Source organism: Shewanella sp. cp20, assembly GCF_000832025.1.
In the GTDB taxonomy this organism is placed as follows: Bacteria; Pseudomonadota; Gammaproteobacteria; order Enterobacterales; family Shewanellaceae; genus Shewanella.
Window position 1 is genome coordinate 63,198 of record NZ_JPII01000030.1, and the last position, 25,706, is coordinate 88,903.

Here is a 25,706-nt window from a genome sequence, read left to right on the forward strand (position 1 = left end):
CAATTTGAAGTAAATGCAACAAGAGGTGAAGCATAATGTCGATGGATCTGCTTAATATCGCCCGTACCGGCGTGCTTGCCTCACAGTCGCAGCTGGCGGTAACCAGTAACAATATCACCAATGCCAATACCCAGGGTTACCACCGTCAGGTCGCCGAGCAGTCTAGCCTGGAATCCCAACGCCTTGGCAACAGCTTCTATGGCGCCGGTACCTATATTACCGACGTGAAGCGGATCTATAACGAGTATGCCGCGCGCGAGCTGCGTATCGGTCAGACCGCGTTGAGTCAGGCGCAGACCACACAGACCAAGACGAGCGAGCTCGACCAGCTGTTTTCACAGATAGGCAAGGCGGTGCCTCAGAGCCTTAACGACCTCTTTGCCGGACTCAATAGCCTGGCGGATCTGCCTGATGATATGGGCATTCGCGGCAGCCTGCTTGGCAATGCCGATCAGATAGCCAAGGCACTTAATCAGATGCAGTCGCAACTCGATGGTCAGATGAAACAGACCAACGATCAGATCTCGGCCGTGACGGATCGCATCAACGAGATCAGCACTGAACTCGGCCACATCAACCAGGAGCTGATGAAGTCTCAAGGGGCCGATATGCAGCTGCTCGACAAGCAGGATGCGCTGATCCAGGAACTTAGCGAATATGCTCAGGTTAATGTGATCCCGCTGGAGTCGGGTGCCAAGAGTATCATGCTCGGCGGCGCCGTGATGTTGGTCTCTGGCGAAGTCTCCATGCAGATGGGATCGACTACTGGTGACCCTTATGCCGGCGAGCTGCGCATTACCACCACGGCAGGCGATCAGACCTTAGTGGTCGATCCCAGCAAGATGGGCGGCAGCCTGGGGGCTCTGTTCCAATTTCGCGACGAGACACTGATCCCGGCGCAGCTGGAGATGGGGCAGTTGGCGTTGGGGATTGCCGACAGTTTTAATCAGGCTCAGGCGGCAGGTTTTGATCTGAACGGCCAGGTGGGCAGCGACCTATTTCTCGATATTAACGATCCTGCCATGTCAGTTGGCCGCGCCGGTGCTTATGAGAACAACGCGGGCAATGCTGCCTTAAGGGTAAACATAGATGATGTCAATGCCCTGTCCGGTGGCAGCTATGAGCTGACCTTTACCGCGCCGGCCACCTATGAGCTTAAGGATCTAGATACAGGCACTGTGACGCCACTTACCTTAAATGGCAGTCAGTTGACAGGTGGTGACGGCTTTAGCATCAATATCGATTCTGGCGCCATGGCCTCAGGGGACAGATTCGAGATCCGTCCAACATCGGGCGCCGCAGCCGGCATCAAGGTGGTGATGACAGATCCCAAGGAGATAGCCGCCGCTGCGCCTAAGATAACCCAAGATGCCGCTAATTCTGGCAATACCCAGGTGAAGCTGGTGAGCATAGATAATCGCAGCGCAGCGGGTTTTCCCCTAGCCGGTAGCGAGCTGACTTTTGAGATTGATACCGCAGCAAATACCTTCGAGGTGTTCGATGCGGCGGGCAACTCTCTCGGCGCCCCGGCAGCCTTTACGCCGCCATCTATCAGTGCCTATGGCTTCACCTTCGAGGTGGATAGCAGCGCACCGGCTACAGACAGATTTACCTTCGATCTCAGCTTTGCCCCAGGGGATAACACCAACGCGGTGGCCATGGCTAAGTTGTCAGAAACCAAGCTGATGAACAATGGCGGCTCGACCCTTGCGGATGTGTATGAAAATACCAAGTTGCAGGTGGGCGGCAAGGCAAAGGCGGCCGAGGTGGCCTTTGGTTCGGCCGAGGCCGTTTATTCCCAGGCCTATACCCGGGTGCAGAGTGAGTCGGGCGTAAACCTAGACGAAGAGGCCGCCAATTTGATGCGTTTCCAACAGTCTTATCAGGCATCGGCACGGATCATGACCACGGCCACAGAAATTTTTGACACCCTCTTTAGTTCGGTGAGATAGGAGCCTTAATTATGCGGATCTCAACGGCGCAGATGTTTCAGCAGAACATCAACAGTGTGCTTAACAAGCAATCGGCGACCAGCAAGATCATCGATCAGATTGCCAGCGGCAAGCGGGTGAATACTGCTGGGGACGACCCTGTGGCTGCTATCGGTATCGATAACCTCAATCAGCAAAACGCCCTGGTCGATCAGTTTATGAAGAATATCGACTATGCCACCAACCGTCTGGCCTTGACCGAGAGCAAGCTGGGCACGGCAGAAACCCTAACCGGCTCGGTTAGAGAGCAGATCCTGCGTGCAGTGAATGGCAGCCTGTCCGATTCTGAGCGGCAAATGATTGCCGATGAGCTTAAGGGCACATTGGAAGGCTCGTTTCGGTGGCCAATACCAAAGATGAATCGGGCAACTATATGTTTTCAGGTTATGAAACCGGTAAGCAGCCCTTTGCATTCGATGCGGCTGGTAACGTGGTCTACAGCGGTGACAGTGGCGTGCGCGAAGCCATAGTGGCATCTGGCGTCACCCTAGGGACGAATATCCCTGGCGATCAAGCCTTTATGAATGCACCTTCCGGCCTTGGCGACTTTAGCGCCAATTATTCGACGGGTCAGGTAGGAGATTTTCGGGTGCTGAGCGCTACCAACAGTAACCCGGCCGCACTCGATACATATAGCTTTACCATGAATGGTACAACCCTTGAGGTGCGAGATTCGTCCGCGGCTCTGGTCACGACTGTTCCTGGTTTCGATGCCGCCGATCCCATTAGCTTCAGCGGTATCGAGGTGAAACTCGATGGCCAGCCTGCCCCAGGGGATACCTTTAGTATCACGCCGCAATCCCAGGTGAGCGTCTTCGATACCATCAACCAGGCAATCACTCTGCTCGAAGATCCTAATAAGGTGAATACTCCCCAAGGTAAAGCTGAGTTGGCACAGATGTTGAATAATATCGATAGTGGTGTCAATCAGTTGAGCATTGCCCGGGGAGAAGCCGGTAATAGCTTGAAGCAGATTGAGCGTTACAGTTCGACCCATGTGGAAGAAAAGCTGGTGAACAGTTCGGCGCTCTCAATGCTGGAAGATTTAGATTATGCCTCGGCGATAACTGAGCTCGAGAAACAACAGTTGGCCTTAAATGCCGTATCGAGTGTGTTTAGCAAAGTCGGGTCGACGACACTTTTTGATTATATCTAAACGGGCTCAGGCCTTTGACAAACTTAACTTCTAATTTATTAGCCAAGCTCAACGTCTTGGCAGTGCAACCAAGAAGAGGAAAACACAATGGCTATTAATGTTAATACCAATGTCACATCGATGAAGGCGCAGAAGAACCTAAATACTTCTTCTCAAAACCTGGCAACCTCAATGGAGCGTTTGTCGAGCGGTCTTCGCATCAACAGTGCGAAAGATGATGCTGCGGGTCTTGCGATCTCAAACCGTCTGAATTCTCAGGTTCGCGGTCTTGAGGTAGGTATGCGTAATGCTAACGACGCTATCTCTATCGCGCAGATCTCTGAAGGTGCGATGCAAGAGCAGACCAACATGCTGCAGCGTATGCGTGATCTGTCGATTCAATCTGAAAACGGCGCCAACAGCACTGCCGACTTACAAGCGTTGAAAGATGAGATGGACCAGCTTGCAGAAGAGATCACGGCGATCGGTAACAGTACCGCCTTTGGTAATACCAAGTTGCTGACGGGGGAGTTTTCTGCCGGTAAGCTGTTCCAGGTAGGTCACCAGGATGGTGAAGATGTCACTATCTCTGTGGGTACGTTGAACGCCGGTGTATTGTCGGTGAACAGCCTTACTGTGTTAACCTCAGCTGGCCGAGATGCTGCCATCGGTAAGATTGATGCGGCTATTAAGGTGATTGACACTCAGCGCGCTAAATTAGGTGCGGTGCAAAATCGTCTGGCCCATAACATCAGTAACAGTGCTAACACCCAGGCCAACGTTGCCGATGCTAAGAGTCGTATCGTGGATGTAGATTTCGCTAAAGAAACTTCGACCATGACCAAGAACCAGGTGCTGCAGCAGACAGGTTCTGCCATGCTCGCCCAGGCTAACCAGTTGCCTCAGGTTGCCCTGTCACTACTGGGTTAATGCCTCTGGGTTAGTCGACAAGAAACGGTGCAGACTAGTTTTTGCACCGTTTTTGTTACTTTTTTATTCGTTAAGCTGTTGATATATAACAGCTATAAAAAATAGCCTATTTTTTATAAAAAATTTTCTAAAGATCGAAAACCCTCTGCCGTTAAATATACTGTAACCCAGTAAGACCGGCCTGGCTTAAGTAGACAGGCTTAGTTTTAAGCCAGGTATAAAGAGGAATCGATTATGGCTATTACAGTAAACACTAACGTAACATCTCTAAAAGCACAGAAAAACCTAAATGCTTCTAGCGGCAACCTAGCGACCTCTATGGAGCGTCTATCAAGTGGTCTTCGTATCAACAGTGCGAAAGACGATGCTGCCGGTCTTGCGATTTCGAACCGTCTGAACTCTCAGGTTCGTGGTCTTGAAGTTGGTATGCGTAACGCTAACGACGCTATCTCTATCGCGCAGATCTCTGAAGGTGCAATGCAAGAGCAGACTAACATGCTGCAACGTATGCGTGACCTGACTATCCAGTCTGAAAACGGTGCGAACAGCGCAGATGACTTAGCCGCTCTGAAAGCCGAAATGGATCAGCTGGCCCTAGAAATCACCGAAATTGGTAACAACACTGCATTTGGTAACACCAAGCTGCTTGATGGTTCTTTCTCAGCAGGTAAGAGCTTCCAGGTTGGTCACCAAGACGGCGAAGATATCACTGTTAAGGTGGGCACTTCAGATGCGACCTCTCTAGGTGTTAATGCTCTGACTAACGCGACTTCTGCAAACCGTGGTTCGGCTCTAGCAGCTATCGATGCGGCAATCACCACTATCGATACACAGCGTGCAGAACTTGGTGCGATTCAGAACCGTCTAGCACACAACATCAGCAACAGCGCTAACACTCAGGCTAACGTAGCCGACGCTAAGAGCCGTATCGTAGACGTGGATTTCGCGAAAGAAACCTCTGCTATGACTAAGAACCAAGTGCTTCAGCAAACCGGTTCAGCTATGCTAGCTCAAGCTAACCAGCTGCCACAGGTTGCCCTATCACTACTCTAATAGAGTAATGGGTTAGACCGAGTTTGATGAAGATAAGGGAGGTTCGGCGACGGATCTCCCTTTCGTGATTTTAAGGATAAATTAACGAAGTAGAGGTACAGGTCATGGATATTAATACTGTTAATTCATCGAATGCTACAGCTGCTAAAATTGATATAGGCATGACGCCTGTTAAAGCAAATGCGGCAGAGGATGTGGAATTAGCCAAAGGATCGATAAAGGCGGTCGAGCAGAGCAATCAAGCCGAAGCGGCAGAGGCCGAAGAGCAATCGCCAGAAGCGATGCAGAAGCTGGTTGAAGAGATGTCAAATATGATGTCTGTGATGCGCAAGGGGTTGGCCTTTAAGATTGACGAAGATTCTGGCACAAATATTGTTAGCGTTATGGATATTGATTCGGGTGATGTTATCCGTCAAATTCCAAACGAAGAAGCATTGAAGTTGGCGCAGAAACTTTCTGAAGTCACTGGATTATTAATGAAAACTGAAGCTTAAGCTTCAGCCGGCGTTGAGTAGAGGTAGTTATGGCATTAACAGCAACAGGCATAGGTTCAGGGCTTGATATCAACACGATTGTGGGGGTGCTGGTTGATGCTGAGAAGGTGCCTAAAGAAGCGATCTTCAATAAGACAGAAGACACCATAGATGCGAAAGTCTCTGCCATGGGCTCGCTAAAGAGTGCACTGTCTAGTTTTCAGGATGCGCTTGAAAAACTCAAAGATGGCAGCAGCTTAAACCAACGTCAGGTTTCAACCGGTGACAGTAGCTACTTTACGGCCACGGCCGATAAGAATGCGCAGACGGGTAGCTATAACATAGTCGTTGAGCAACTCGCCCAGCGTCACAAGGTGGCAGGTGCCTTCACGGCCGATGCCAGTGCTGCGGTAGGTGAGGGGAGCTTGGGCTTCACGGTCAACGGTCAGAGTTTCTCGGTCGATGTGGCCGCGGGAGACTCTCTATCGGCGATAGCCGATAAAATAAACAGCGCCGATGACAATGTCGGGGTGACAGCTACCATAGTGACCACAGATGGTGGCAGCCGTCTGGTGATCAGTTCAGATACCGAAGGGACGGATAACAACATCAGTGTTACCGCCACAGATACAACAGGTACAGGCCTTAGCGACATGTTTGGCGCGGGCAACTTAAGCGAAGTTCAGGCCGCTAAAGAGTCGATTGTCTACATCGATGGCCAGAAGCTACAGTCGCAAACCAACGAAATCAAGAATGCCATTGCCGGTGTGACACTGAATCTCACCGATGCCGATCTTAATAAGACCTCGGTACTTAAGATTGAGTTAGACGAAGACGCCGTAAAAGAAAATGTTCAGGGTTTTGTCGACGCCTATAACAGCCTGATGAGCACCATAGACAAGGTCTCGTCCTATGACGCCGACAAAGAGAAAGCTTCGGCGCTCCAGGGGGATTCGATGATACGTTCGATCGAATCTCAGATGCGCAACATGATCTCTAATCGTATCGATCTGGGTGGCGGACAGTCGGTTGCCCTCTATGATATCGGTATCGAGGCGGATCGTTATGGTAAGCTGTCGGTCGATAGCACTAAGCTGGATAAAGCCATCAGCGAAGATATGAGCAGTATCGAAGGCCTATTTGCAACCGATACCACAGGTTTGGCTAATAGGTTAGATACCTTGGTCAATGGTTACGTAAAGAGTGGCGGCCTGATCGATTCTCGCAACAATGCCTATACCGCCGATAAGAAGCGCTTAGATGCGCAGCGTGAAGCCTTTTCTCTGAAAATGGAACAGTTACAATCCCGTCTGTTTAAGCAATTTAACGCGATGGACCTGGTTGTCGGTAAATTAAATCAACAGTCTGCAGGTATCGTTAATGGGCTGAATTCTCTGCCTGGCGTGATTTCTCAGAAGGGCTAATCGATAGTGTTGCAAGAAGGAAGTGCATTGGAGTCTTTAGATAAGCTAAATGAAGACATTATTCAGGTCATGCAGCGTTTAGAACAAATACCTGCCGAACAGGAAGACGCTGATGAGTTGGTATCAAATTTGCTTGACTTGGTTGGTCAGCGTCAACTTTTACTCGATAAGGTGCTCGCCTCACCTAAAGAGGAAGACAGAGCCCTATTACAGTCCCAGCTGGAATTGACCAGCAGCTTTACCACGCAGGCCGTAAACCTGTTAAAGCATCGTCAGGAATTACTGCATGTCGGACGTAAGAGTCAGCGCCAACTTAATGTTTACAAGTCTATAGATGCAGAAAGGTAGGTTTTTATGAGAAAGTCACTGCAGTCATATCGCAAGGTGTCTTTAGAGAGCGAAATCTCTGTCGCTTCACCACACCGTATCATTCAGATGATGTTTGAAGGTGCACTTCAACGATTGGCACAGAGTCGTTATGCAATAGAAAACAATGATATAGAGAGTAAAGGTATCTATATCGGCAAGGCCATTGGCATCATTACCGGACTCAACAACAGCCTGAATATGGAAGCAGGGGGCGAGATCGCCAGTAACCTTAGCGACCTCTATGATTTCATGCTGCGTAAGCTCTCTGAGGCCAACATGAATAACGATGTGCAGGCGATCGATGATGTGAGTGAAATCATCCGTACCATCAAGGAAGGCTGGGACGCCATTCCCCAAAATGAGCACCATCTAGCGTCACACACAGAGGCAATTTAATCGTCTCGACTATCTTTCTGAACAACAACTTTTTGTCAGGCGTCAAACGATTGGCGCCTGATGCTTGATACGTTGAGAATTTGCTCTAAAATCAGATGAGTTAGTCAGAAAATGAATCTGATACTTGCTAATGTGCTGCTGATAATACACTATTCCGTGTGATAGTCATTTTTTGGAAAACTGGATTAAAACGATTATCTCGCTTTCGAAGCAACTAACACTAATAATTAATGCGAATAACACTGAGTGCTTTACGGCCTTCTTAAATGATGCAAACAGATCAACGAATTCTACTTGTCGGTAATCAGTCAGAGCGAATTAATCGCTTATCTTGTGTTTTTGAGTTTCTTGGTGAGCAGGTAGAGTTGCTTGCCGTCGACAGACTCGAATCTCGAATGTCGAATACCCGCTATAGAGCACTTGTCATTGCACAAGAGGCTCAATCTAAGACCTTGTTGCAATCTATTGCCACCTCAATGCCTTGGCAACCTATCTTGTTGTTAGGCTCTAATGGCGACGTGTCGGCAGGCAATGTATTGGGTTGTATCGAAGAGCCGTTAAATTATCCTCAATTGACCGAACTCCTGCATTTTTGCCAGGTGTTTGTGCAGGCCAAGCGTCCGGATATACCTACCAGTGGTAATCAGACCAAGTTATTTCGCAGCCTGGTCGGTCGCAGTGAAGGCATCGCCCAGGTGCGTCACCTGATCAACCAGGTGGCCGGTTCCGACGCCACCGTATTGGTTCTAGGTCAGTCGGGTACCGGCAAAGAGGTGGTGGCACGCAATATCCACTATATTTCCGATCGCCGTGATGGCCCCTTCATCCCGGTAAACTGTGGCGCCATTCCGCCAGAATTGCTTGAGAGTGAGCTGTTCGGTCATGAGAAGGGCTCATTTACCGGCGCAATCAGTGCCCGTAAGGGACGCTTCGAGCTCGCCGAAGGGGGCACTCTGTTTCTCGATGAGATCGGCGACATGCCCCTGCAGATGCAGGTAAAACTGCTGCGAGTGCTACAGGAGCGCGTCTTCGAGCGTGTCGGTGGCAGCAAACCAATTCATACCAATGTGCGCGTCATCGCGGCAACCCACAGAGAGCTAGAGACCATGATCGCCAACGGCGAGTTTAGGGAAGATCTCTTCTATCGTCTCAATGTGTTCCCTGTCGAGATGCCTGCCCTGTGTGAGCGCAAAGACGATATCCCGCTATTGCTGCAGGAGTTGGTCAGCCGTGTCTACAACGAGGGGCGTGGCAAGGTGCGCTTTACCCAACGGGCGATAGAGTCGCTCAAGGAGCATAGCTGGTCGGGTAACGTGCGTGAACTGTCTAACCTGGTCGAGCGCCTCACTATCCTGTATCCAGGTGGCCTGGTCGATGTTAATGACCTTCCCCTTAAATACCGTCATATCGACGTGCCTGAATATCAGGTGCAGGTCAGTGAAGAGGAGCTGGAGCGTGATGCACTGGCCTCTATCTTTAGCGATGAGGTGGCGGTCGATATTCCTGAGAGCCGTTTCCCTAGCGAACTACCACCCGAAGGGGTGAACCTCAAGGATCTGTTGGCCGAGCTTGAGATAGACATGATTCGCCAGGCGCTGGATCAGCAGGACAACGTGGTGGCTCGCGCCGCCGAGATGCTAGGGATTCGTCGCACCACACTGGTGGAGAAGATGCGCAAGTATGGCATGAGCAAGGATTAATTTCGGCTCCCAGTTCTCATTTGCTCATCTCATCTAATAAAGGCCCATTTTTGGGCCTTTGTCATTTCTGATACATAATCCACTGTTAATTATGAATTTTTAATTGGCATACTCCCTGCATTAACTTGCTTAGCAGCAAATTATTGACGGAGTGGTTATGGCCGCGAATCCAAAGGTGGCATATACAGCGCAGGCGCAGGTAGCTCTGGCTCCTTCCCAAGTCGTGGGCGGCGAGGTGGCAAACGATGCCATCTCCAGCCGCATGGAACATATACTCCAGGCCATGCCATCGGGCGTGGTGATCCTCAATGGCGATGGCATAGTGACCGACGCCAATCCCGTTGCCGTGCAGTTGCTGGGGCAGCCCCTGGCTGGCATGCGCTGGCTGCAAGTCATCAATCGCGCCTTCTCGCCCCAAGATGACGATGGCCACGAGGTATCATTGAAAAACGGCCGCAGGGTAAAGCTGGCGATCACCCCCTTAACCCCTGAGCCAGGTCAGTTGATCGTACTGACGGATCTGACCGAAACCCGTCTACTGCAGAAGAACCTGTCTCATCTGCAACGCCTCTCTGCCTTAGGCAAGATGGTGGCGAGTCTGGCCCACCAGGTACGCACGCCGTTGTCGGCCGCCTTGCTCTACGCGGCTAACTTAGGGAGTCCTAAGTTGACGCAGGCCTCAAGGGAGCGTTTTCAGGGTAAGCTTATCGACAGGCTCAACGAGCTGTCGCAACAGGTCGACGATATGTTGCTGATGGCCAAGGGGCGCCAGCAGGAGTTGACCGATGTCTGCAACATGCAGCAGGTCGTGGACTCAGTGATGGCCAACTGCGAACCGATTGCCGAGCGTAAAGGCTGTCAACTGCACCTTAAACTCGACTCTCAGCAGCAGTTTAAGGCTAACGCAGCGGCGCTGAGCTCGGCGATCAACAATCTGGTGATGAACAGCATCGAGGCCGGTGCCAGTCAGATCTGGCTGAGTGCCCAGGATGAGGCTGATTCTATTGCCTTCGAGGTGATAGATAACGGTAAGGGGCTAGATGCTGGCATGCAGGAGAAGGTGTTAGAACCTTTCTTTACCACCAAGTCGCAAGGGACTGGCCTGGGCTTAGCCGTTGTGCAGACGGTTGTTGCCAATCATCGGGGCCGCCTGCAGCTCAATTGTATTGCGGGAAAGGGATGTCGCGCCTCGTTTAACCTGCCGGCTGTTGAGGCCGAATCTAGGCTGGAGGTAAGCCATGGCTGAAGCCAAGATATTACTCGTTGAAGATGACGCGGCGCTGCGCGAAGCCCTGGTGGATACCTTGTTGCTGGCACAGTATGAATGCGTCGATGTCGAATCGGCCGAGGCGGCTATCGTCGCGCTCAAGGGGCAGGATTTCGATATGGTGATCAGCGACGTGCAGATGGAGGGGATAGGCGGCCTTGGCCTGGTGAATTATCTTCAGCAGCATAATGCCCAGATCCCCATCCTATTGATGACGGCTTTTGCCACCATAGACTGTGCGGTCAGCGCCATTAAACTTGGCGCGGTGGACTATCTGGCGAAGCCTTTCGCGCCTGAGGTGTTACTTAATCAGGTGTCGCGTTATCTCAAACCTAAGCTAATCGAAGATCAACCTGTGGTCGCCGACGAACGCAGTCTGGCGCTCCTGGCGCTGGCGCAGAAGGTGGCCCAGTCCGACGCCTCCGTGATGATCATGGGGCCGAGCGGCTCGGGTAAAGAGGTGCTTGCCCGCTATATTCACCAACACAGTCAGCGGGCTGGTGAGCCCTTCGTGGCGATAAACTGCGCCGCGATCCCGGAAAATATGCTCGAAGCCACCCTGTTTGGTTATGAGAAGGGGGCCTTTACCGGCGCCTATCAGGCCTGTCCCGGCAAGTTTGAACAGGCCCAGGGAGGCACACTCTTGCTCGATGAGATCTCCGAGATGGATCTCGGGCTGCAGGCCAAGCTCCTCAGGGTATTGCAAGAGCGGGAAGTCGAGCGTCTCGGTGGCCGCAAGACCATCAAACTCGATGTGCGCGTGCTGGCGACCTCGAACCGTGACCTTAAGGCCATGGCAACCAAGGGCGATTTCAGGGAAGACCTCTACTATCGCATCAATGTGTTCCCGCTGACCTGGCCGGCGCTGCATCAACGCCCGGCAGATATCTTGCCGCTGGCGCGGCACTTAGTGTTGCGCCATACCAAGGCTGCCGGTTTAGCCGTGGCGCCAAGCCTAGATGAACAGGCGAGCAGGCGCCTATTGGGCCACAGGTGGCCGGGTAATGTGCGAGAGCTGGATAACGTGGTACAGCGCGCCCTCATCCTGCAAACTGGCGAATTTATCACGGCCAAGGATATCGTTATCGATACCCAGGATGTGATACTTGAGCCCATAGGTGAGAGCGAGAAAGCCAACGAGCCAGAAGGCCTGGGGGATGAACTTAAGGCTCAGGAGCATGTGATCATCTTAGAGACCCTCAATCAGTGTAACGGCAGCCGTAAACAGGTGGCCGAAAAACTGGGGATCAGTGCCCGCACCCTGAGATACAAGATGGCGCGCATGCGTGACATGGGGATTCAGATCCCGGCCTGATAGGTTGTGAGCCATATGGCCTAGCCCTGTCGCTGGGGCATACCTTTCATCATAAGCCGACACCCAGTAAATGTGGGTTTGTCGGCTTTTTCTATTTTTGGCAAACATATTGCATTGCTCTGAATGAGAATAGATTTCGTCAATTTCACGACGATAGCGGAGGCCAAGATGCAGATAGGTGCCAATTCATTACTGCAAGAGATGCAGACACTCACGGGCGAGATCAAGCCTAATGGGATCACACCTAATATCACTCAGCAGGTGGCTAACACCAGCGGCAGCGACTTTGGCAGCCTCTTGTCCGAGGCCGTAGGCAATGTCGGTGCGCTGCAGGCCACATCCTCCTCCTTACAGGCACGCCTGGACATGGGCGATACCCGAGTGACCCTGTCCGACACTGTGATTGCCAGAGAAAAGGCCAGTGTGGCATTTGAGGCCACGGTTCAGGTACGTAACAAGCTGGTGGAAGCCTACAAAGAGATCATGAGTATGCCTGTCTAGGCATGGATCCCCTAAAGATTAAGAAAGATAACGGCAGGTATTTATCGTGAGCACAGATATGGTAGTCGGAACTGGCGCTGGCACAACACAGGATATGGTGGCAGGCGGCGTACAAGAAGAACATAAGCCCAGCGGCGGAATGTTTGGCGGTGTCGACATGCTCAGGCAGATCACTATGATCCTGGCGCTGGCGATCTGTCTGGCACTGGCCGTCTTCGTCATGTTGTGGGCCCAGGAGCCCGAATACCGTCCGCTGGGTAAGATGGATACCCAGGAGATGGTGCAGGTTCTCGATGTGCTGGACAAGAACAAGGTCAACTATCAGATCGATGTCGATGTGTTAAAGGTGCCGGAAGATCAGTACCAAGACGTCAAGATGATGCTGAGCCGTGCCGGTATCGATAACTCGCCGAGTCGTGACGACTACCTGTCAAAAGACAGCGGCTTTGGCGTCAGCCAGCGCATGGAGGCCGCCAGACTCAAGAACAGCCAGGAGCAAAACCTGGCACGTACCATCGAAGAGTTAAAGAGCGTTAGCCGCGCCAAGGTGATCTTGGCCATTCCTAAAGAGAACGTATTTGCCCGCAATCGCTCTAAGCCTAGCGCGACCGTGGTGGTTAATACTCGTCGTGGCGGACTGGGTCAGGAAGAGGTCGATTCTATCGTGGATATCGTCGCCTCGGCGGTACACGGCCTCGAGCCGACTCGCGTCACGGTGACAGACTCTAACGGCCGCCTGTTAAACTCAGGCAGCCAAACCGCAGGTTCGGCGCGGGCGAGACGCGAGCTTGAGCTAGTTCAGCAGAAAGAAGCCGAATACCGCACCAAGATTGAATCGATTTTGATGCCGATCCTAGGGCCGGAGAACTTCACCGCCCAGGTCGACGTGAACATGGATTTTACCTCTGTCGAGCAGACCGCCAAGCGTTATAACCCGGATCTACCGGCCGTGCGCAGCGAGATGACGGTCGAGAACAACTCTACAGGTTCTAGCACTGGTGGCATTGCCGGCGCGCTGAGTAACCAACCGCCGATGGAAGCCAATATTCCTCAGCAAGCCACGGGGGCGAATTCGCAGGAGCAAAGCATGCCGGGTTCAAGCCACAAAGAGGCGACCCGTAACTATGAACTCGATACCACCATCAGCCACACTCGCCAGCAGGTGGGTGTCGTCAGACGGGTCAGCGTGTCTGTCGCCGTCGACTTTAAGACCGGGCCGGTAGGTGAAGACGGGCAGGTGACGCGCGTCGCCCGTACCGAGCAGGAGCTGAGCAACATACGTCGTCTGCTCGAGGGCGCGGTAGGCTTCAACACCCAGCGCGGCGACATGATAGAAGTCGTGACTGTGCCTTTCATGGACCAACTGGTTGAAGAAGCGCCGGCACTGGCCATCTACGAAGAGCCTTGGTTCTGGCGTGCCATAAAGCTGGTCATGGGCGGCCTGATCATTCTGGTACTCATACTGTTCGTGGTACGTCCTATGCTCAAGCGCCTGATCTATCCCGATGGACAGAAGATGCCGGATGCGCCCTCTCTGGGTGACGAGTTGGCAGAAATTGAGGATCAGTATGCCGCCGATACCCTTGGCATGCTCAATCGTCCCGATGCGGAATACAGCTACGCCGACGACGGCTCAATTTTGATACCGGATCTGCACAAAGACGATGATATGATAAAGGCCATACGTGCACTGGTGGCCAACGAACCTGAGTTGTCTACGCAAGTCGTCAAGGGATGGTTACAAGAAAATGAGTAAAGAGAAAGAGATCGACACAGCCAGTGGTGAGTTTAACACCAAAGATCTGACCGGTATCGAAAAGACCGCCATCCTGCTGCTTAGCCTCAGCGAAGCCGATGCCGCCTCGATTTTAAAACACCTCGAGCCTAAGCAGGTGCAGAAGGTGGGTATGGCGATGGCCGCCATGAAAGACTTTGGTCAAAACAAGGTGATTGGCGTACACAAGCTGTTTCTGGAGGAGGTACAGAAATACTCCTCTATCGGTTTCAACAGCGAAGAGTTTGTGCGTAATGCCCTGACGGCAGCCCTGGGTGAAGATAAGGCCGGTAACCTTATCGAGCAGATCATCATGGGGGGCGGCGCCAAAGGACTCGAGTCGCTCAAGTGGATGGACGCCCGTCAGGTCGCTACCATCATTCAAAACGAACACCCGCAGATCCAGACCATCGTATTGTCATATTTGGAGCCGGATCAGGCAGCCGAAATTTTTGCCCAGGCGCCCGAGAATACCCGTCTCGACTTGATGATGCGCATCGCCAACCTCGAAGAGGTACAACCGGCGGCGCTGCAAGAGCTTAACGACATCATGGAAAAACAGTTTGCCGGTCAGGGCGGTGCCCAGGCGGCGAAGATGGGCGGCCTCAAAGCGGCAGCCAACATCATGAACTACCTGGATACGGGCGTCGAGAGCCAGCTAATGGAGACCATGCGCGAGACAGACGAAGAGATGGCGCAGCAGATCCAAGATTTGATGTTTGTCTTCGAAAACCTGGCCGATGTCGACGACATGGGTATTCAGACCTTGCTGCGTGAAGTGCAGCAGGATGTGTTGATGAAGGCCCTTAAGGGGGCGGACGATCAACTCAAAGAGAAGATACTCGGCAACATGTCCAAACGCGCCGCCGAGCTGCTTAAAGACGATCTCGAGGCCATGGGCCCAATACGGATCAGCGAAGTGGAAGTGGCTCAGAAGGAGATCCTCTCTATCGCTCGTCGCCTGAGTGACGCTGGAGAGATCATCTTAGGTGGTAGTGGTGGAGAAGAGTTCCTCTAATGACCATGTCCGGTGACAAGAAAGCCCAAGAGGGCCACGATACACAAGGGACCCAAGCCGATTTTAGCCATTGGCAGCTGCCCGATGTAACCCCTAGCGTGGATGAGCCCAAGGAGAATATGTTTGGGCGCATCGCCCCGCAAAAGGCCGTCAAGCCGGTCGATGAGCCTGTGATGCCGCCCACCTTGGAAGAGATAGAATCGATCCGCGCCGAGGCCGAGGCCGAAGGCTTTGCTCAGGGCCAAGCAGCCGGTATGGCTAAAGGGCTGGAAGAGGGGCGACTCCAAGGATTAGAGCAGGGGCATGAGGAAGGTTATCGTCAAGGCGAAGCTCAGGGAATGGAGGCCGGCCTTACCGAGGCGAAACAGACGATTGCTCAATTTGAAGCCTTGATGCAGCAGCTATCAATGCCACTCTCATTGCTCGATACCGAAATCGAACAAGCCTTGGTACAACTGAGCATGACGCTGGCCAAGGCGGTGATCGGCCATGAGTTAAAGACACACCCCGAACATATTCTGGCGGCCCTGCGTCAAGGCGTCGACGCGCTGCCGCTCAAAGAGGAGGGGGCCCATCTGCGTCTGCACCCCGACGATCTGGCGATTGTCGAGCGACTCTATGAGAGTGCCCAGCTGACGAGAAACCGATGGGAATTAGAGGCTGACCCCACCTTGAGCCGCGGCGAATGCATAGTGAGCAACAGCCGTAGCCGGGTCGACATGGGCCTTGAGCATAGAATAAAAGCCGTATTCGATAAGCTGGTTGCCAGTGAAGAACGCCTGGAGCAGCAGAGGTTGCAACAGCTTGCCGCCATGGAGAAGGTCCCCGAGCCTCAATCCCATCATGGTGAGGCAGTACAGGGCGGCCATAAGGTGACAGATAGCCAGGAAACTAATACCCAGGAAACTAATACCGAGGAAACTAAAAGCCAGGCCGCTGTCGATACCTCGACACAGGTAGAGCAGGGCGAACAGCCAATACCTGGTGATGCACCGCAAGAGACGAGCCCAGATGAAGACACGTCAAAGCCGACTACTTGATAAGCTAAGACACCATACCCAGGCGGTCGCGCCATTTATGCCCGAGGCGTCGGGCCAGCTGGTGCGCGTGGTGGGTCTCACCCTGGAGGCCACCGGTTGCAAGGCGCCCGTGGGGAGCCTGTGCAGCATAGCCACCATGGCAGGGGATCTGATCGCCGAGGTAATAGGCTTTGACGACAAGCTACTCTATCTGATGCCCATCGAGGAACTCAGTGGGGTGATGCCTGGCGCCAAGGTGACGCCACTGGGTGAGCAGACCGGGCTGAATGTCGGCATGGGCCTGCTTGGCCGCGTGCTTGACGGTAATGGCGCGCCGATAGATGGCCTGGGCCAGCTGCATACCGATCAGAGAGCCACTCGCCACGCCACCATGTTAAACCCCCTGGCGCGCCGCGCCATCAGCGAACCTTTGGATGTCGGCGTTCGCGCTATCAACGCCATGTTGACCGTGGGTAAGGGCCAGCGTATGGGCCTGTTTGCCGGTTCCGGCGTGGGTAAGAGTGTGCTGCTGGGCATGATGACCCGGGGGACCACGGCCGATGTGATTGTGGTGGGCCTGGTCGGGGAACGTGGCCGAGAGGTCAAAGAATTTATCGAAGAGATCCTGGGGGCCGAGGGACGCGCCCGCAGCGTGGTGGTGGCGGCGCCCGCCGATACCTCTCCGCTGATGCGCTTAAGGGCCTGTGAGACCTCGACCCGCATCGCCGAGTACTTTCGTGACCTGGGTTATAACGTGCTGCTCTTGATGGACAGCCTGACCCGTTACGCCCAGGCGCAGCGTGAGATCGCTCTGGCGGTCGGTGAGCCACCTGCGACTAAAGGTTATCCGCCTTCTGTATTTGCCAAGTTGCCCAAACTGGTGGAGCGCGCCGGTAATGGCGGCGCAGGACAGGGCTCAATTACCGCTTTTTATACCGTGCTTACCGAGGGGGACGATCTGCAAGACCCCATCGCCGATGCGGCGAGGGCGATCCTCGATGGCCACATCGTATTATCGCGGGCGCTAGCCGATTCTGGCCATTATCCCGCCATCGATGTCGAGGCCTCTATCAGCCGTGTGGCACCAATGGTGATCAGCGATGCGCATCTCGAGGCGACGCGGCGGGTGAAGCAGATGTATTCTCTGTATCAACAGAACCGCGATCTTATCTCTATCGGTGCCTATACCCAGGGGAGCGACCCACGTATCGACAACGCCATTCGGCTGCAGCCTGCCATGAATGCCTTCTTGAGGCAGACCATGAAGGAGGCCATCAGCTTCGATTCCAGCGCCTTGATGCTGGGGCAGTTAAGTGCCCAGTGTCAGGTCTAGCCTGGCACTAATCCGAGAGAGAAACTGCCATGGCAAAACATGACCCCTTAGAGACAGTACTCAAGTTAGCCCTCGAGGCAGAGGAAGCTGCGGCGACTCAGCTTCGAGGTGTGCAGCTGACCCTCAACAAGTGCCGGCAGCAGCTCGATGCCCTTCGGCAGTACCGTTTGGACTACATGAAACAGATGGAAGGTAAACAGGGGCAAGTGATTGCCGCCAGTAGCTATCATCAATTTCATCAGTTCATTCGTCAAATCGATGAGGCGATCGACAAGCAGGTATTCGCCGTCGCCGAAACCGACAAGCAGCGTGTGAAGGCGCAGGAATATTGGCAGGGTAAGCAACAAAAGCGCAAGGCGGTCGAGTTGTTGTTGAGCCATAAGGCCGAGGCTAAACAAAAATTCGAGGCTAAACAGGAACAAAAGATGATCGACGAGTTTGCCTCTCAGCAGTTCTTCCGTCAGTCCACTCGTTAACCTTTGCCCTTCCATGAGAGCTGCGGAGGCATTCGCCGCTTTATTTCCCCTTAGGCCTCTCTTATCAAACCGCGTCTTTTTTAACCCTAGTTGTTATTAACTTGGCATTTTTATTGCTAGATTTTGGTTAGTAAGGGCTATTGAGTCCATAGCGATAGCGAATAATTGACGCTCGGGCGGCACGTGAACTTAGCGAGCCCCAAATGAGTGTTGGAGGAAGCATGCCACAGATGACCCAGATACTCCTATCCAATGTCGAGTCCGGCAAAGAGAAAGGCGGGGTGTTGCCCAGTTCGTCCGATGCGACTGCCGAGTCAAAGTCAGAAAACAAAGGTTTTTCAGAGGCTTTGGCTAAGGTAAGCAGTCAGGATGAGAAGAGTTCACCTGCGAAGTCGCGCCCGCAAAACCCGGCCGATAACCTGGCTGCTGGCGATAGCGTCGCCAAGGCCGGTGCTAAGCAAGCTAAGGACTCTGATCAGGACAAAGATAGCGACGATGTCTCCAATGTGCTGGCGCAGATCCAGCTTGCCAACAAGTTAGGGGATGAGGTGGAGTTTGCCGCCGACGGCGTCATTTTGCCGCCGGGTGAAGGTGATGGTGAGTCTTCTGCCGATAACGAGTTGTTTCCTAGCTTGGTAAAGGGGGCTAAGGATAGAGTCGACGCTGAAAAAGAAGTGTTAGAAGGCATAGGCGAGTCACTTAAGCCTGGCGCCGGGGACGATCATATCCAGCCGGTTATCAATCCTAATGGAGTAGGTAGCGAGGCTATCCTAGCGCACCTTCCCGATGAAGCCCTGAATGAGGTGATGGCCCAGACGGGTTTGTCCGAGGATGAATTGATGGCCTTGCCGCCCCAGATGCTCGAGGGGCTTATTCATGGTGTGACAGATAAAGGAAAGCTGGCTCAGGGCCAAGGCAAGGCCATAGAGACAGATGAGGCAAATCTCGCGGCGCTAATAAGTGACGCCAAGCAGTATCTCGCCGCCCTGGCCGGTCAATCGCAAACCCCGGCGGCTTCTTCTCAAGTTGTACCATCACAGACGGCTGGCGGCGCCAGTGACTCTCAAATCAGCCAAACTGGTATTGGTCAGGCAGGTCTTGGTCAAGTTGAGTCTAGCCAAGGGGGCCTAGCCTCTGTTATGAAGGCGAACGGCTTAGATGGTGCGGGCGATGACAAAGGGGCTAAAGCCATATTGGGCGAGGCCAAATTCGGTGAGTCTAAGTTGGGTGAAGCCAAGTTAGGCGAGTCTAAATTTAGTGAAGCCAAGCTAGCCGTCGAGCAGACACAAAACAGCGTTGGCAAACTTGCCGAAGCCCGTGGCGATGCCAAGGGGGCGCAAGAGCTCTTGAGGGAGGCTAACCTCTCCGTTGCCATGTCGTCAAAGGTTGGCGAGATGAGCGATGTTGCACCTGATACTAAGCTTAACGGCTTGTCGCTACAGGGATTGCAAGGGGTAAGAAGCGAGGCCATCCCGCAATATCAGATGTCTATCAAGCCTCAGGGTGAACCTGTGGTTCAGATGCAGGAGATGATCCAAAAGTTCTCCCCCGTGATGCGTCAGCAGCTGGTCGCCATGGTGAGCCAAGGTGTACAACAGGCGGAGATTCGCTTGGACCCACCCGAGCTTGGCCACATGATGGTACGGGTTCAGGTGCAGGGCGATCAGACTCAGGTGCAGTTCCATGTGACTCAGACCCAGACACGGGATCTGGTCGAGCAGGCTATCCCGCGTTTGCGAGAGCTTTTGGCCGAGCAGGGGATGCAGCTGACCGACAGTAATGTCTCCCAAGGCGGTAAAGAGCAGGACGGTAGCGGCGAGCAGGGCGAAGGAGGCGGCCATGGTCTGGCTGAGATGGATGAAATTTCGGCAGAAGAGAGCCTGTTAGTGTCGAATAACGCAACAAGTTATCGTTCGGGTATAGATTATTACGCGTAAGCAGGTAACCTATAGGTTGGTATGATTGCCCAATCGTTTGATATGCGCTAAAAAATCATGACTATGCTGAGTGTAAGCCGAGCGTGATAGGGATAAGAGATGGCGGAAGAAGAATCGTTAGAACTTGAAGAAAATGTAGAGCCTAAGAGTAAGAAGAAGCTCATTATCTTCGCGGCTGTAGGGGCACTCTTGGTGATCTTGCTGGGCGTGGGGGCCTGGTTGTTCTTATCGGGCGATGAGCCGAGCGATGATGGAATGGCCGAAGGGGAGCAAACCGAGCAGAGCGAGCCGGCAAATAGCCGTGAAGCCTTCTATGTGGGGATGCCAAGGCCCTTCCTGTTTAACCTGCCGGGACAGAATCGCTCCCGTCTGGTGGAGATCAAGGTGCAGCTCATGGTCCGGGGCTCAGACGATGATGTGTTGATCAAGAAGCATATTCCGCTGATTGAAGATGCTCTGCTGACCACCTTTAGTAGCGCCGATGTGCAGAAGCTCAGCTCCCTTGCCGGTAAAGACGAGTTGCGACAATTGGCGCTGCTGAATGTGCAAAATACCCTGCAACCGGTGACCGGACGTAAAGTGGTTGAGAAGGTGCTGTTTACCGGTTTCGTGATGCAGTAATGCCGGTATTCTGTAAGCTAACAAGTATGATAGGACGATATTGTGAGTGATCTATTAAGCCAAGACGAGATTGATGCGCTACTTCATGGTGTCGACGACGTCGAAGAGGAAGAGGTGAGTGACGCGCTCGATGCGCGTGCCTATGACTTTTCATCACAAGATCGTATCGTCCGTGGTCGCATGCCGACCCTGGAGATCGTCAACGAACGTTTTGCGCGTCACCTGAGGATCAGCATGTTCAACATGATGCGCCGTGCGGCCGAGGTGTCGATCAACGGCGTGCAGATGCTCAAGTTTGGCGAATATGTTCATACCCTGTTTGTTCCGACCAGCCTGAACATGGTGCGTTTCAGCCCCCTGAAGGGGACGGCGCTGATCACCATGGAGGCGCGTCTGGTCTTTATTCTGGTGGATAACTTCTTCGGCGGTGATGGCCGTTTTCACGCCAAGATCGAGGGGCGGGAATTTACCCCGACCGAGCGGCGTATCGTGCAGCTACTGCTGAAGATCATCTTCGAAGATTATAAGGAGGCCTGGGCGCCCGTGATGGATGTCGAGTTTGATTATCTCGACTCCGAGGTGAACCCGGCCATGGCCAACATAGTGAGCCCCACAGAAGTGGTGGTGGTGAGTTCCTTCCACATCGAGGTGGATGGCGGCGGTGGTGACTTCCACATCACCATGCCATATTCCATGATCGAACCGATTCGTGAATTGCTTGACGCCGGGGTGCAGAGCGATACCCAAGATACCGACATGCGTTGGTCCCAGGCGCTTAAAGATGAGATCATGGACGTGGAAGTGGGCCTAGATGCCACCATAGTCGAGAAAGAGATCTCGCTTAAGGATGTGATGGGCTTTAAGGCTGGCGATATTATTCCGGTGGAGATGCCTGAGTATATCGTGCTGCGGGTCGAGGACCTGCCCACCTATCGCTGTAAGTTAGGGCGTTCGCGAGAGAATCTGGCCCTGAATATTCGGGAGAAGATCCCACGGCCCGAGACGGTAAAGACCGAGCTGCAACTGGTGACTAAGAAGAGTAAGTCTCGGGATCTCAACAATATTTAATGGAATGCGTTTAAGGTAGAAATCAATGAGCACAGAAGATACAGGTGACGATTGGGCCGCAGCCATGGCCGAACAGGCGCTGGAGGAGGCTCAGGCGGTCGAACTCGACGAGCTGGCCGATAGCTCGAAGCCGCTGACCGAAGAGGAAGCGGCCAAACTCGATACCATCATGGATATTCCGGTCACCATCTCGATGGAGGTGGGACGCAGCTTTATCAATATTCGTAACCTGCTGCAGCTGAACCAGGGATCTGTGGTGGAACTTGACCGGGTTGCCGGTGAGCCGCTGGATGTGATGGTAAACGGTACCCTCATCGCCCACGGCGAAGTGGTGGTGGTCAACGACAAGTTTGGTATTCGTCTCACCGACGTCATCAGCCAAACCGAGCGTATTAAGAAACTCAAATAAGGAAGGCCTATGGGGATCTCATCCTTGATGGCCGTTGCGGCCGCCGCGACGACTACTCAGGTGACCGGTGAGCGAGAGTCGGCATTGGCCACCATGACGAATATGTTGGGTGGTCTGCTGGTGGTGATCGCCTTGATCTTCCTGCTTGCCTACCTGGTTAAACGCCTCAAGCTTGTGCCCAGCTCCCACGGCGTGCTGAAGACCCTGGCGGTCACCCCGCTTGGACAGAGAGAGAAGATGGTGTTGGTCGAGGTCGATGGCCAACAATACCTGCTGGGAGTGACGCCGCAGCAGGTTTCGCTTATCGATAAACTCGATACCCCAATCACCATAGAACAGGACTCCTTTGCCAGCCGCTTGCGTCAGGCAAAGTCATCACAGTCATGAATGTAATGAAAATCATGAAACGGATCTTGACCTCATTCTTGTTACTCCTGGCGGTGATGGCGCCGCAACTGGCACTGGCCCAGGACGGCATACTCCCGGCGGTGACGGTAACGACAGGTGCCGATGGCTCTACCCAGTACTCGGTGACCATGCAGATATTGCTGCTGATGACCGCGCTGAGCTTCCTGCCCGCCATGGTCATCATGCTCACCTCTTTCACTCGCATCATAGTGGTGCTGTCGATTCTGCGCCAGGCCATTGGCCTGCAGCAGACGCCGTCGAACCAGGTGCTGATCGGCATGAGTCTGTTCATGAGTTTCTTCATCATGGCGCCCGTGTTCGACAAGATCTACGATCAGGCGGTCAAACCCTATATGGATGAGGCCATGACCATAGAGCAGGCCTATGATAAGGGTAAGGAGCCGCTACGGGCCTTCATGTTGGCTCAGACCCGTCTTACCGATTTGGAAACCTTCGTCGAGATCTCTGGTTATCAGAATATTCAATCGCCCGAAGATGCGCCCATGAGCGTGCTGATCCCGGCGTTTATCACCAGCGAACTCAAGACCGCCTTTCAGATAGGTTTCATGCTGTTTGTGCCATTCTTAGTGTTAGATCTGGTGGTCGCCAGTATCCTGATGGCCATGGGTATGATGATGCTGTCGCCGATGATCGTCTCCTTGCCCTTTAAGATTATGTTATTCGTGCTGGTGGATGGCTGGAGCCTGGTAATGGGCACCCTGGCCAATAGTTTTGGGATCTAGGAGCTGCTATGACACCCGAAGCCCTCATCGACATCTTTCGTGAAGCACTCTCGGTTATCGTGACCATAGTGTCGATGATCATCGTGCCCGGCCTGGTGGTCGGCCTAGTGGTGGCGGTGTTTCAGGCGGCGACCTCCATCAACGAGCAGACCCTGAGCTTTCTGCCGCGTCTGTTGACCACGCTCTTCGCCCTGATGATCTTAGGCCATCTGCTGGTGCAGACCATGATGGAGTTTTTCCTGCAGATGGTGAACCTTATCCCTCAGGTGGTGGGTTAGGCATGAATTGCCGCGTCTGCCAATTGATTCGGCGTCGTTAAGATGGAGATCTTGCTGTCGACCATAATGCAGATGCTGTCGGCCTACATGTGGCCGCTGTTTCGGGTGTCTAGCATGCTGATGGTGATGGCCGTATTTGGCGCTAACACCACGCCCACCCGCGTGCGCTTACTGCTCTCGGTGGCGATAACCTTCGCCATCGCCCCCATGTTGCCGGTGAATACCGAGGTCGAGCTGTTCTCATTAGGTGCCGTATTCGTTACCGTGCAGCAGATCTTGATCGGCGTCGCCATGGGATTTGTGACGCTGCTAATCATGCAGACCTTCGTGTTGACCGGTCAGATCATCGGCATGCAGACCAGCCTAGGTTTCGCCTCCATGGTGGATCCCGGCTCGGGGCAGCAGACCCCGGTAATCGGTAACTTCTTCCTGCTGCTGACCACCATGATCTTTCTCGCTGTAGATGGTCACCTGGTGATGATCCGCATGCTGGTGGCGAGCTTCGATACCATTCCCGTGTCGATGCAGGGGATCAGTATCGCCAGCTATCGACGCCTGGCAGAGTGGGGCGCCTATATGTTCGGCGCGGCGCTGACCATGTCTATCTCGGCGATCGTTGCGCTCTTGCTGATCAACCTCTCTTTTGGCGTGATGACCCGCGCCTCGCCGCAACTTAACATCTTCGCCATCGGTTTTCCCGTGACCATGGTGAGTGGTTTGATTATTCTCTGGTTGACCCTGACGCCTATCATGGCGCATTTCGACGAGGTCTGGCGTTCGGCCCAGTTGCTGCTGTGCGATCTGGTGCAGCTGCAATGTAGTACGGCTGGGAGTTTCTGATGGCCGATAACGATACCAGTCAGGAGAAGACCGAAGAGGCGACCCCCAGGCGACGCGAACAGGCGCGAGAGAAGGGGCAGGTCGCCCGATCTAAGGAGCTGGGCACCTCTGCCGTGCTGATGTCGGCGGCCGTGGGCTTTGCCGTTATTGGGCCGAGCCTGGGGCAGTCATTGATGAGCGTGATGACGAATCTGTTTACCATGAGCAGGCCGGAGATCTACGACACCAATAGTATGTTCAACATCTGGATGATGGTCTTCAGCGAGCTGGCGATCCCTATGGCCAGCTTCGTGCTGTTTCTTGCCTTTGTCGCCTTCCTAGGGAATGTTGTGCTCGGCGGCATCACCTTCTCGGCCAAGGCTTTCATGCCTAAGGGCAACAAGATGAATCCCATCAGTGGCTTTAAGCGCATGTTTGGGGTGCAGGCTTTGGTGGAGCTGACTAAGGGGATCGCCAAGTTCTCCGTGGTGGCCCTGATGGCCTATCTGCTGTTGAGCTACTACTTTACCGATATTCTTACCCTGTCCCAGGGGCACCTGCCGGGCAACGTCTATAACGCGCTGGATCTACTGGTGTGGATGTTTATCGTGCTTTGCTCCTCTACCGTGATTATTGTGGTTATCGACGTGCCGTTTCAGATCTGGAACCACAACAAACAGCTGCGGATGACCAAGCAGGAGATCAAGGACGAGTATAAAGATACCGAGGGCCAGCCCGAGGTGAAGGGCAGAGTGCGTCAGATGCAGCGTGAGATGGCTCAGCGGCGCATGATGGCCGAGGTGCCCAATGCCGACGTGATTGTGGTCAACCCCGAGCACTATGCGGTGGCGGTAAAATATGATGTGACCAAGGCCGCCGCGCCCTATGTGCTCGCCAAAGGGGTGGATGATGTGGCCTTTAAGATCCGTGAGATCGCCCGTGAACATGACGTGGCCATCGTCTCTGCGCCGCCACTGGCAAGGGCCATCTATCACACCACCAAGATAGATCAGGAGATCCCCGAGGGCCTGTTTACTGCAGTTGCACAGGTACTGGCCTATGTCTTCCAGCTGCGTCAGTATCAGCAAAAAGGCGGTAAGCGGCCAACGCCTATCCCAGTCAATCAGCCTATCCCCGACGAGTTAAAGTACTAAAGTTCACGAAGGTTCTCGCCTTGCTGCTCATAGCATGGTCTGTTGTTTGAGCGAATGTTATTCACTTGTGTTCAAGCTCGCCGAGAGCGCCTTAA

At 53.5% G+C, this 25,706-nt stretch carries 25 protein-coding genes and 1 pseudogene; all 26 read left to right on the top strand.

Features of this window, described 5'->3' with window-relative positions:
- Positions 1-35 precede the first annotated feature (35 nt).
- The 26 genes and pseudogenes from flgK to flhB all read left to right on the top strand — a co-directional run bounded on the left by flgK (position 36) and on the right by flhB (position 25,611).
- Positions 36-1,952 carry a flagellar hook-associated protein FlgK gene (gene flgK / locus DB48_RS12615; protein WP_041510625.1) on the top strand — a complete coding sequence of 639 codons (1,917 nt, stop codon included), beginning with the start codon at positions 36-38 and terminating at the stop codon, positions 1,950-1,952.
- An 11-nt stretch (positions 1,953-1,963) separates the two neighbouring features.
- Positions 1,964-3,147, top strand: a pseudogene (gene flgL / locus DB48_RS12620) (flagellar hook-associated protein FlgL).
- 87 nt (positions 3,148-3,234) lie between these two features.
- Positions 3,235-4,056, top strand: a complete 822-nt coding sequence (locus DB48_RS12625; RefSeq protein WP_041510626.1) for a flagellin N-terminal helical domain-containing protein — start codon at positions 3,235-3,237, stop codon at positions 4,054-4,056.
- 234 nt (positions 4,057-4,290) lie between these two features.
- Positions 4,291-5,109, top strand: a complete 819-nt coding sequence (locus tag DB48_RS12630) for a flagellin N-terminal helical domain-containing protein (protein WP_041510627.1) — start codon at positions 4,291-4,293, stop codon at positions 5,107-5,109.
- 104 nt (positions 5,110-5,213) lie between these two features.
- Positions 5,214-5,603, top strand: coding sequence for a flagellar protein FlaG (locus tag DB48_RS12635; protein ID WP_041510628.1), 390 nt, complete (start codon positions 5,214-5,216; stop codon positions 5,601-5,603).
- A 29-nt stretch (positions 5,604-5,632) separates the two neighbouring features.
- Complete coding sequence (gene fliD, locus DB48_RS12640) at positions 5,633-7,006, top strand: flagellar filament capping protein FliD (protein ID WP_041510629.1); 1,374 nt, start codon at positions 5,633-5,635, stop codon at positions 7,004-7,006.
- A 27-nt stretch (positions 7,007-7,033) separates the two neighbouring features.
- On the top strand, positions 7,034-7,354 hold the full coding sequence (locus DB48_RS12645; protein ID WP_041510630.1) for a hypothetical protein: 321 nt from the start codon (positions 7,034-7,036) through the stop codon (positions 7,352-7,354).
- Positions 7,355-7,360: 6 nt separating this feature from the next.
- Positions 7,361-7,771 (top strand): flagellar export chaperone FliS, encoded by a 411-nt coding sequence (gene fliS, locus DB48_RS12650; RefSeq protein WP_041510631.1) that lies wholly within the window; start codon positions 7,361-7,363, stop codon positions 7,769-7,771.
- A gap of 266 nt (positions 7,772-8,037) precedes the next feature.
- Entirely contained in the window at positions 8,038-9,471 is a 1,434-nt protein-coding gene (locus DB48_RS12655; RefSeq protein WP_041510632.1) for a sigma-54 dependent transcriptional regulator, read from the top strand.
- Positions 9,472-9,628: 157 nt separating this feature from the next.
- The gene (locus DB48_RS12660) at positions 9,629-10,717 is read left to right on the top strand and encodes a sensor histidine kinase (RefSeq protein ID WP_041510633.1); all 1,089 of its coding nucleotides are present in this window, start codon (positions 9,629-9,631) and stop codon (positions 10,715-10,717) included.
- Positions 10,710-12,053, top strand: coding sequence for a sigma-54-dependent transcriptional regulator (locus tag DB48_RS12665; protein ID WP_041510634.1), 1,344 nt, complete (start codon positions 10,710-10,712; stop codon positions 12,051-12,053). The genes DB48_RS12660 and DB48_RS12665 overlap by 8 nt, the downstream gene beginning before the upstream one ends.
- A 168-nt stretch (positions 12,054-12,221) precedes the next feature.
- On the top strand, positions 12,222-12,554 hold the full coding sequence (gene fliE / locus DB48_RS12670; protein WP_041510635.1) for a flagellar hook-basal body complex protein FliE: 333 nt from the start codon (positions 12,222-12,224) through the stop codon (positions 12,552-12,554).
- Between the two features lie 58 nt (positions 12,555-12,612).
- Complete coding sequence (gene fliF, locus DB48_RS12675) at positions 12,613-14,310, top strand: flagellar basal-body MS-ring/collar protein FliF (protein WP_041510636.1); 1,698 nt, start codon at positions 12,613-12,615, stop codon at positions 14,308-14,310.
- On the top strand, positions 14,303-15,346 hold the full coding sequence (gene fliG / locus DB48_RS12680; protein ID WP_041510637.1) for a flagellar motor switch protein FliG: 1,044 nt from the start codon (positions 14,303-14,305) through the stop codon (positions 15,344-15,346). Before fliF ends, fliG begins: the two co-directional genes overlap by 8 nt.
- Entirely contained in the window at positions 15,346-16,386 is a 1,041-nt protein-coding gene (fliH, locus tag DB48_RS12685) for a flagellar assembly protein FliH (RefSeq protein WP_041510638.1), read from the top strand. Before fliG ends, fliH begins: the two co-directional genes overlap by 1 nt.
- Positions 16,358-17,698, top strand: coding sequence for a flagellar protein export ATPase FliI (fliI, locus tag DB48_RS12690; RefSeq protein WP_041510639.1), 1,341 nt, complete (start codon positions 16,358-16,360; stop codon positions 17,696-17,698). The genes fliH and fliI overlap by 29 nt, the downstream gene beginning before the upstream one ends.
- Before the next feature lie 29 nt (positions 17,699-17,727).
- Positions 17,728-18,174, top strand: coding sequence for a flagellar export protein FliJ (fliJ, locus tag DB48_RS12695; protein WP_041510640.1), 447 nt, complete (start codon positions 17,728-17,730; stop codon positions 18,172-18,174).
- Positions 18,175-18,395: 221 nt separating this feature from the next.
- Positions 18,396-20,111: a flagellar hook-length control protein FliK gene (locus tag DB48_RS12700; RefSeq protein ID WP_041510641.1), complete on the top strand. Its 1,716-nt coding sequence runs from the start codon at positions 18,396-18,398 to the stop codon at positions 20,109-20,111.
- A 99-nt stretch (positions 20,112-20,210) separates the two neighbouring features.
- Positions 20,211-20,732 carry a flagellar basal body-associated protein FliL gene (gene fliL / locus DB48_RS12705; RefSeq protein ID WP_041510642.1) on the top strand — a complete coding sequence of 174 codons (522 nt, stop codon included), beginning with the start codon at positions 20,211-20,213 and terminating at the stop codon, positions 20,730-20,732.
- Positions 20,733-20,774: 42 nt separating this feature from the next.
- Complete coding sequence (fliM, locus tag DB48_RS12710; protein WP_011865174.1) at positions 20,775-21,800, top strand: flagellar motor switch protein FliM; 1,026 nt, start codon at positions 20,775-20,777, stop codon at positions 21,798-21,800.
- A gap of 25 nt (positions 21,801-21,825) precedes the next feature.
- Positions 21,826-22,209 (top strand): flagellar motor switch protein FliN, encoded by a 384-nt coding sequence (gene fliN, locus DB48_RS12715; protein WP_011865175.1) that lies wholly within the window; start codon positions 21,826-21,828, stop codon positions 22,207-22,209.
- 27 nt (positions 22,210-22,236) lie between these two features.
- A complete protein-coding gene (gene fliO, locus DB48_RS12720; protein ID WP_398351595.1) occupies positions 22,237-22,596 on the top strand; it encodes a flagellar biosynthetic protein FliO in 360 nt (119 codons plus the stop codon).
- 11 nt (positions 22,597-22,607) lie between these two features.
- Positions 22,608-23,360: a flagellar type III secretion system pore protein FliP gene (gene fliP / locus DB48_RS12725; protein WP_082035638.1), complete on the top strand. Its 753-nt coding sequence runs from the start codon at positions 22,608-22,610 to the stop codon at positions 23,358-23,360.
- Between the two features lie 8 nt (positions 23,361-23,368).
- Positions 23,369-23,638, top strand: coding sequence for a flagellar biosynthesis protein FliQ (fliQ, locus tag DB48_RS12730; RefSeq protein ID WP_011865178.1), 270 nt, complete (start codon positions 23,369-23,371; stop codon positions 23,636-23,638).
- A 42-nt stretch (positions 23,639-23,680) separates the two neighbouring features.
- The gene (fliR, locus tag DB48_RS12735; protein WP_041510644.1) at positions 23,681-24,478 is read left to right on the top strand and encodes a flagellar biosynthetic protein FliR; all 798 of its coding nucleotides are present in this window, start codon (positions 23,681-23,683) and stop codon (positions 24,476-24,478) included.
- On the top strand, positions 24,478-25,611 hold the full coding sequence (gene flhB, locus DB48_RS12740; RefSeq protein WP_041510645.1) for a flagellar biosynthesis protein FlhB: 1,134 nt from the start codon (positions 24,478-24,480) through the stop codon (positions 25,609-25,611). Before fliR ends, flhB begins: the two co-directional genes overlap by 1 nt.
- The last annotated feature ends 95 nt before the right edge of the window (positions 25,612-25,706 follow it).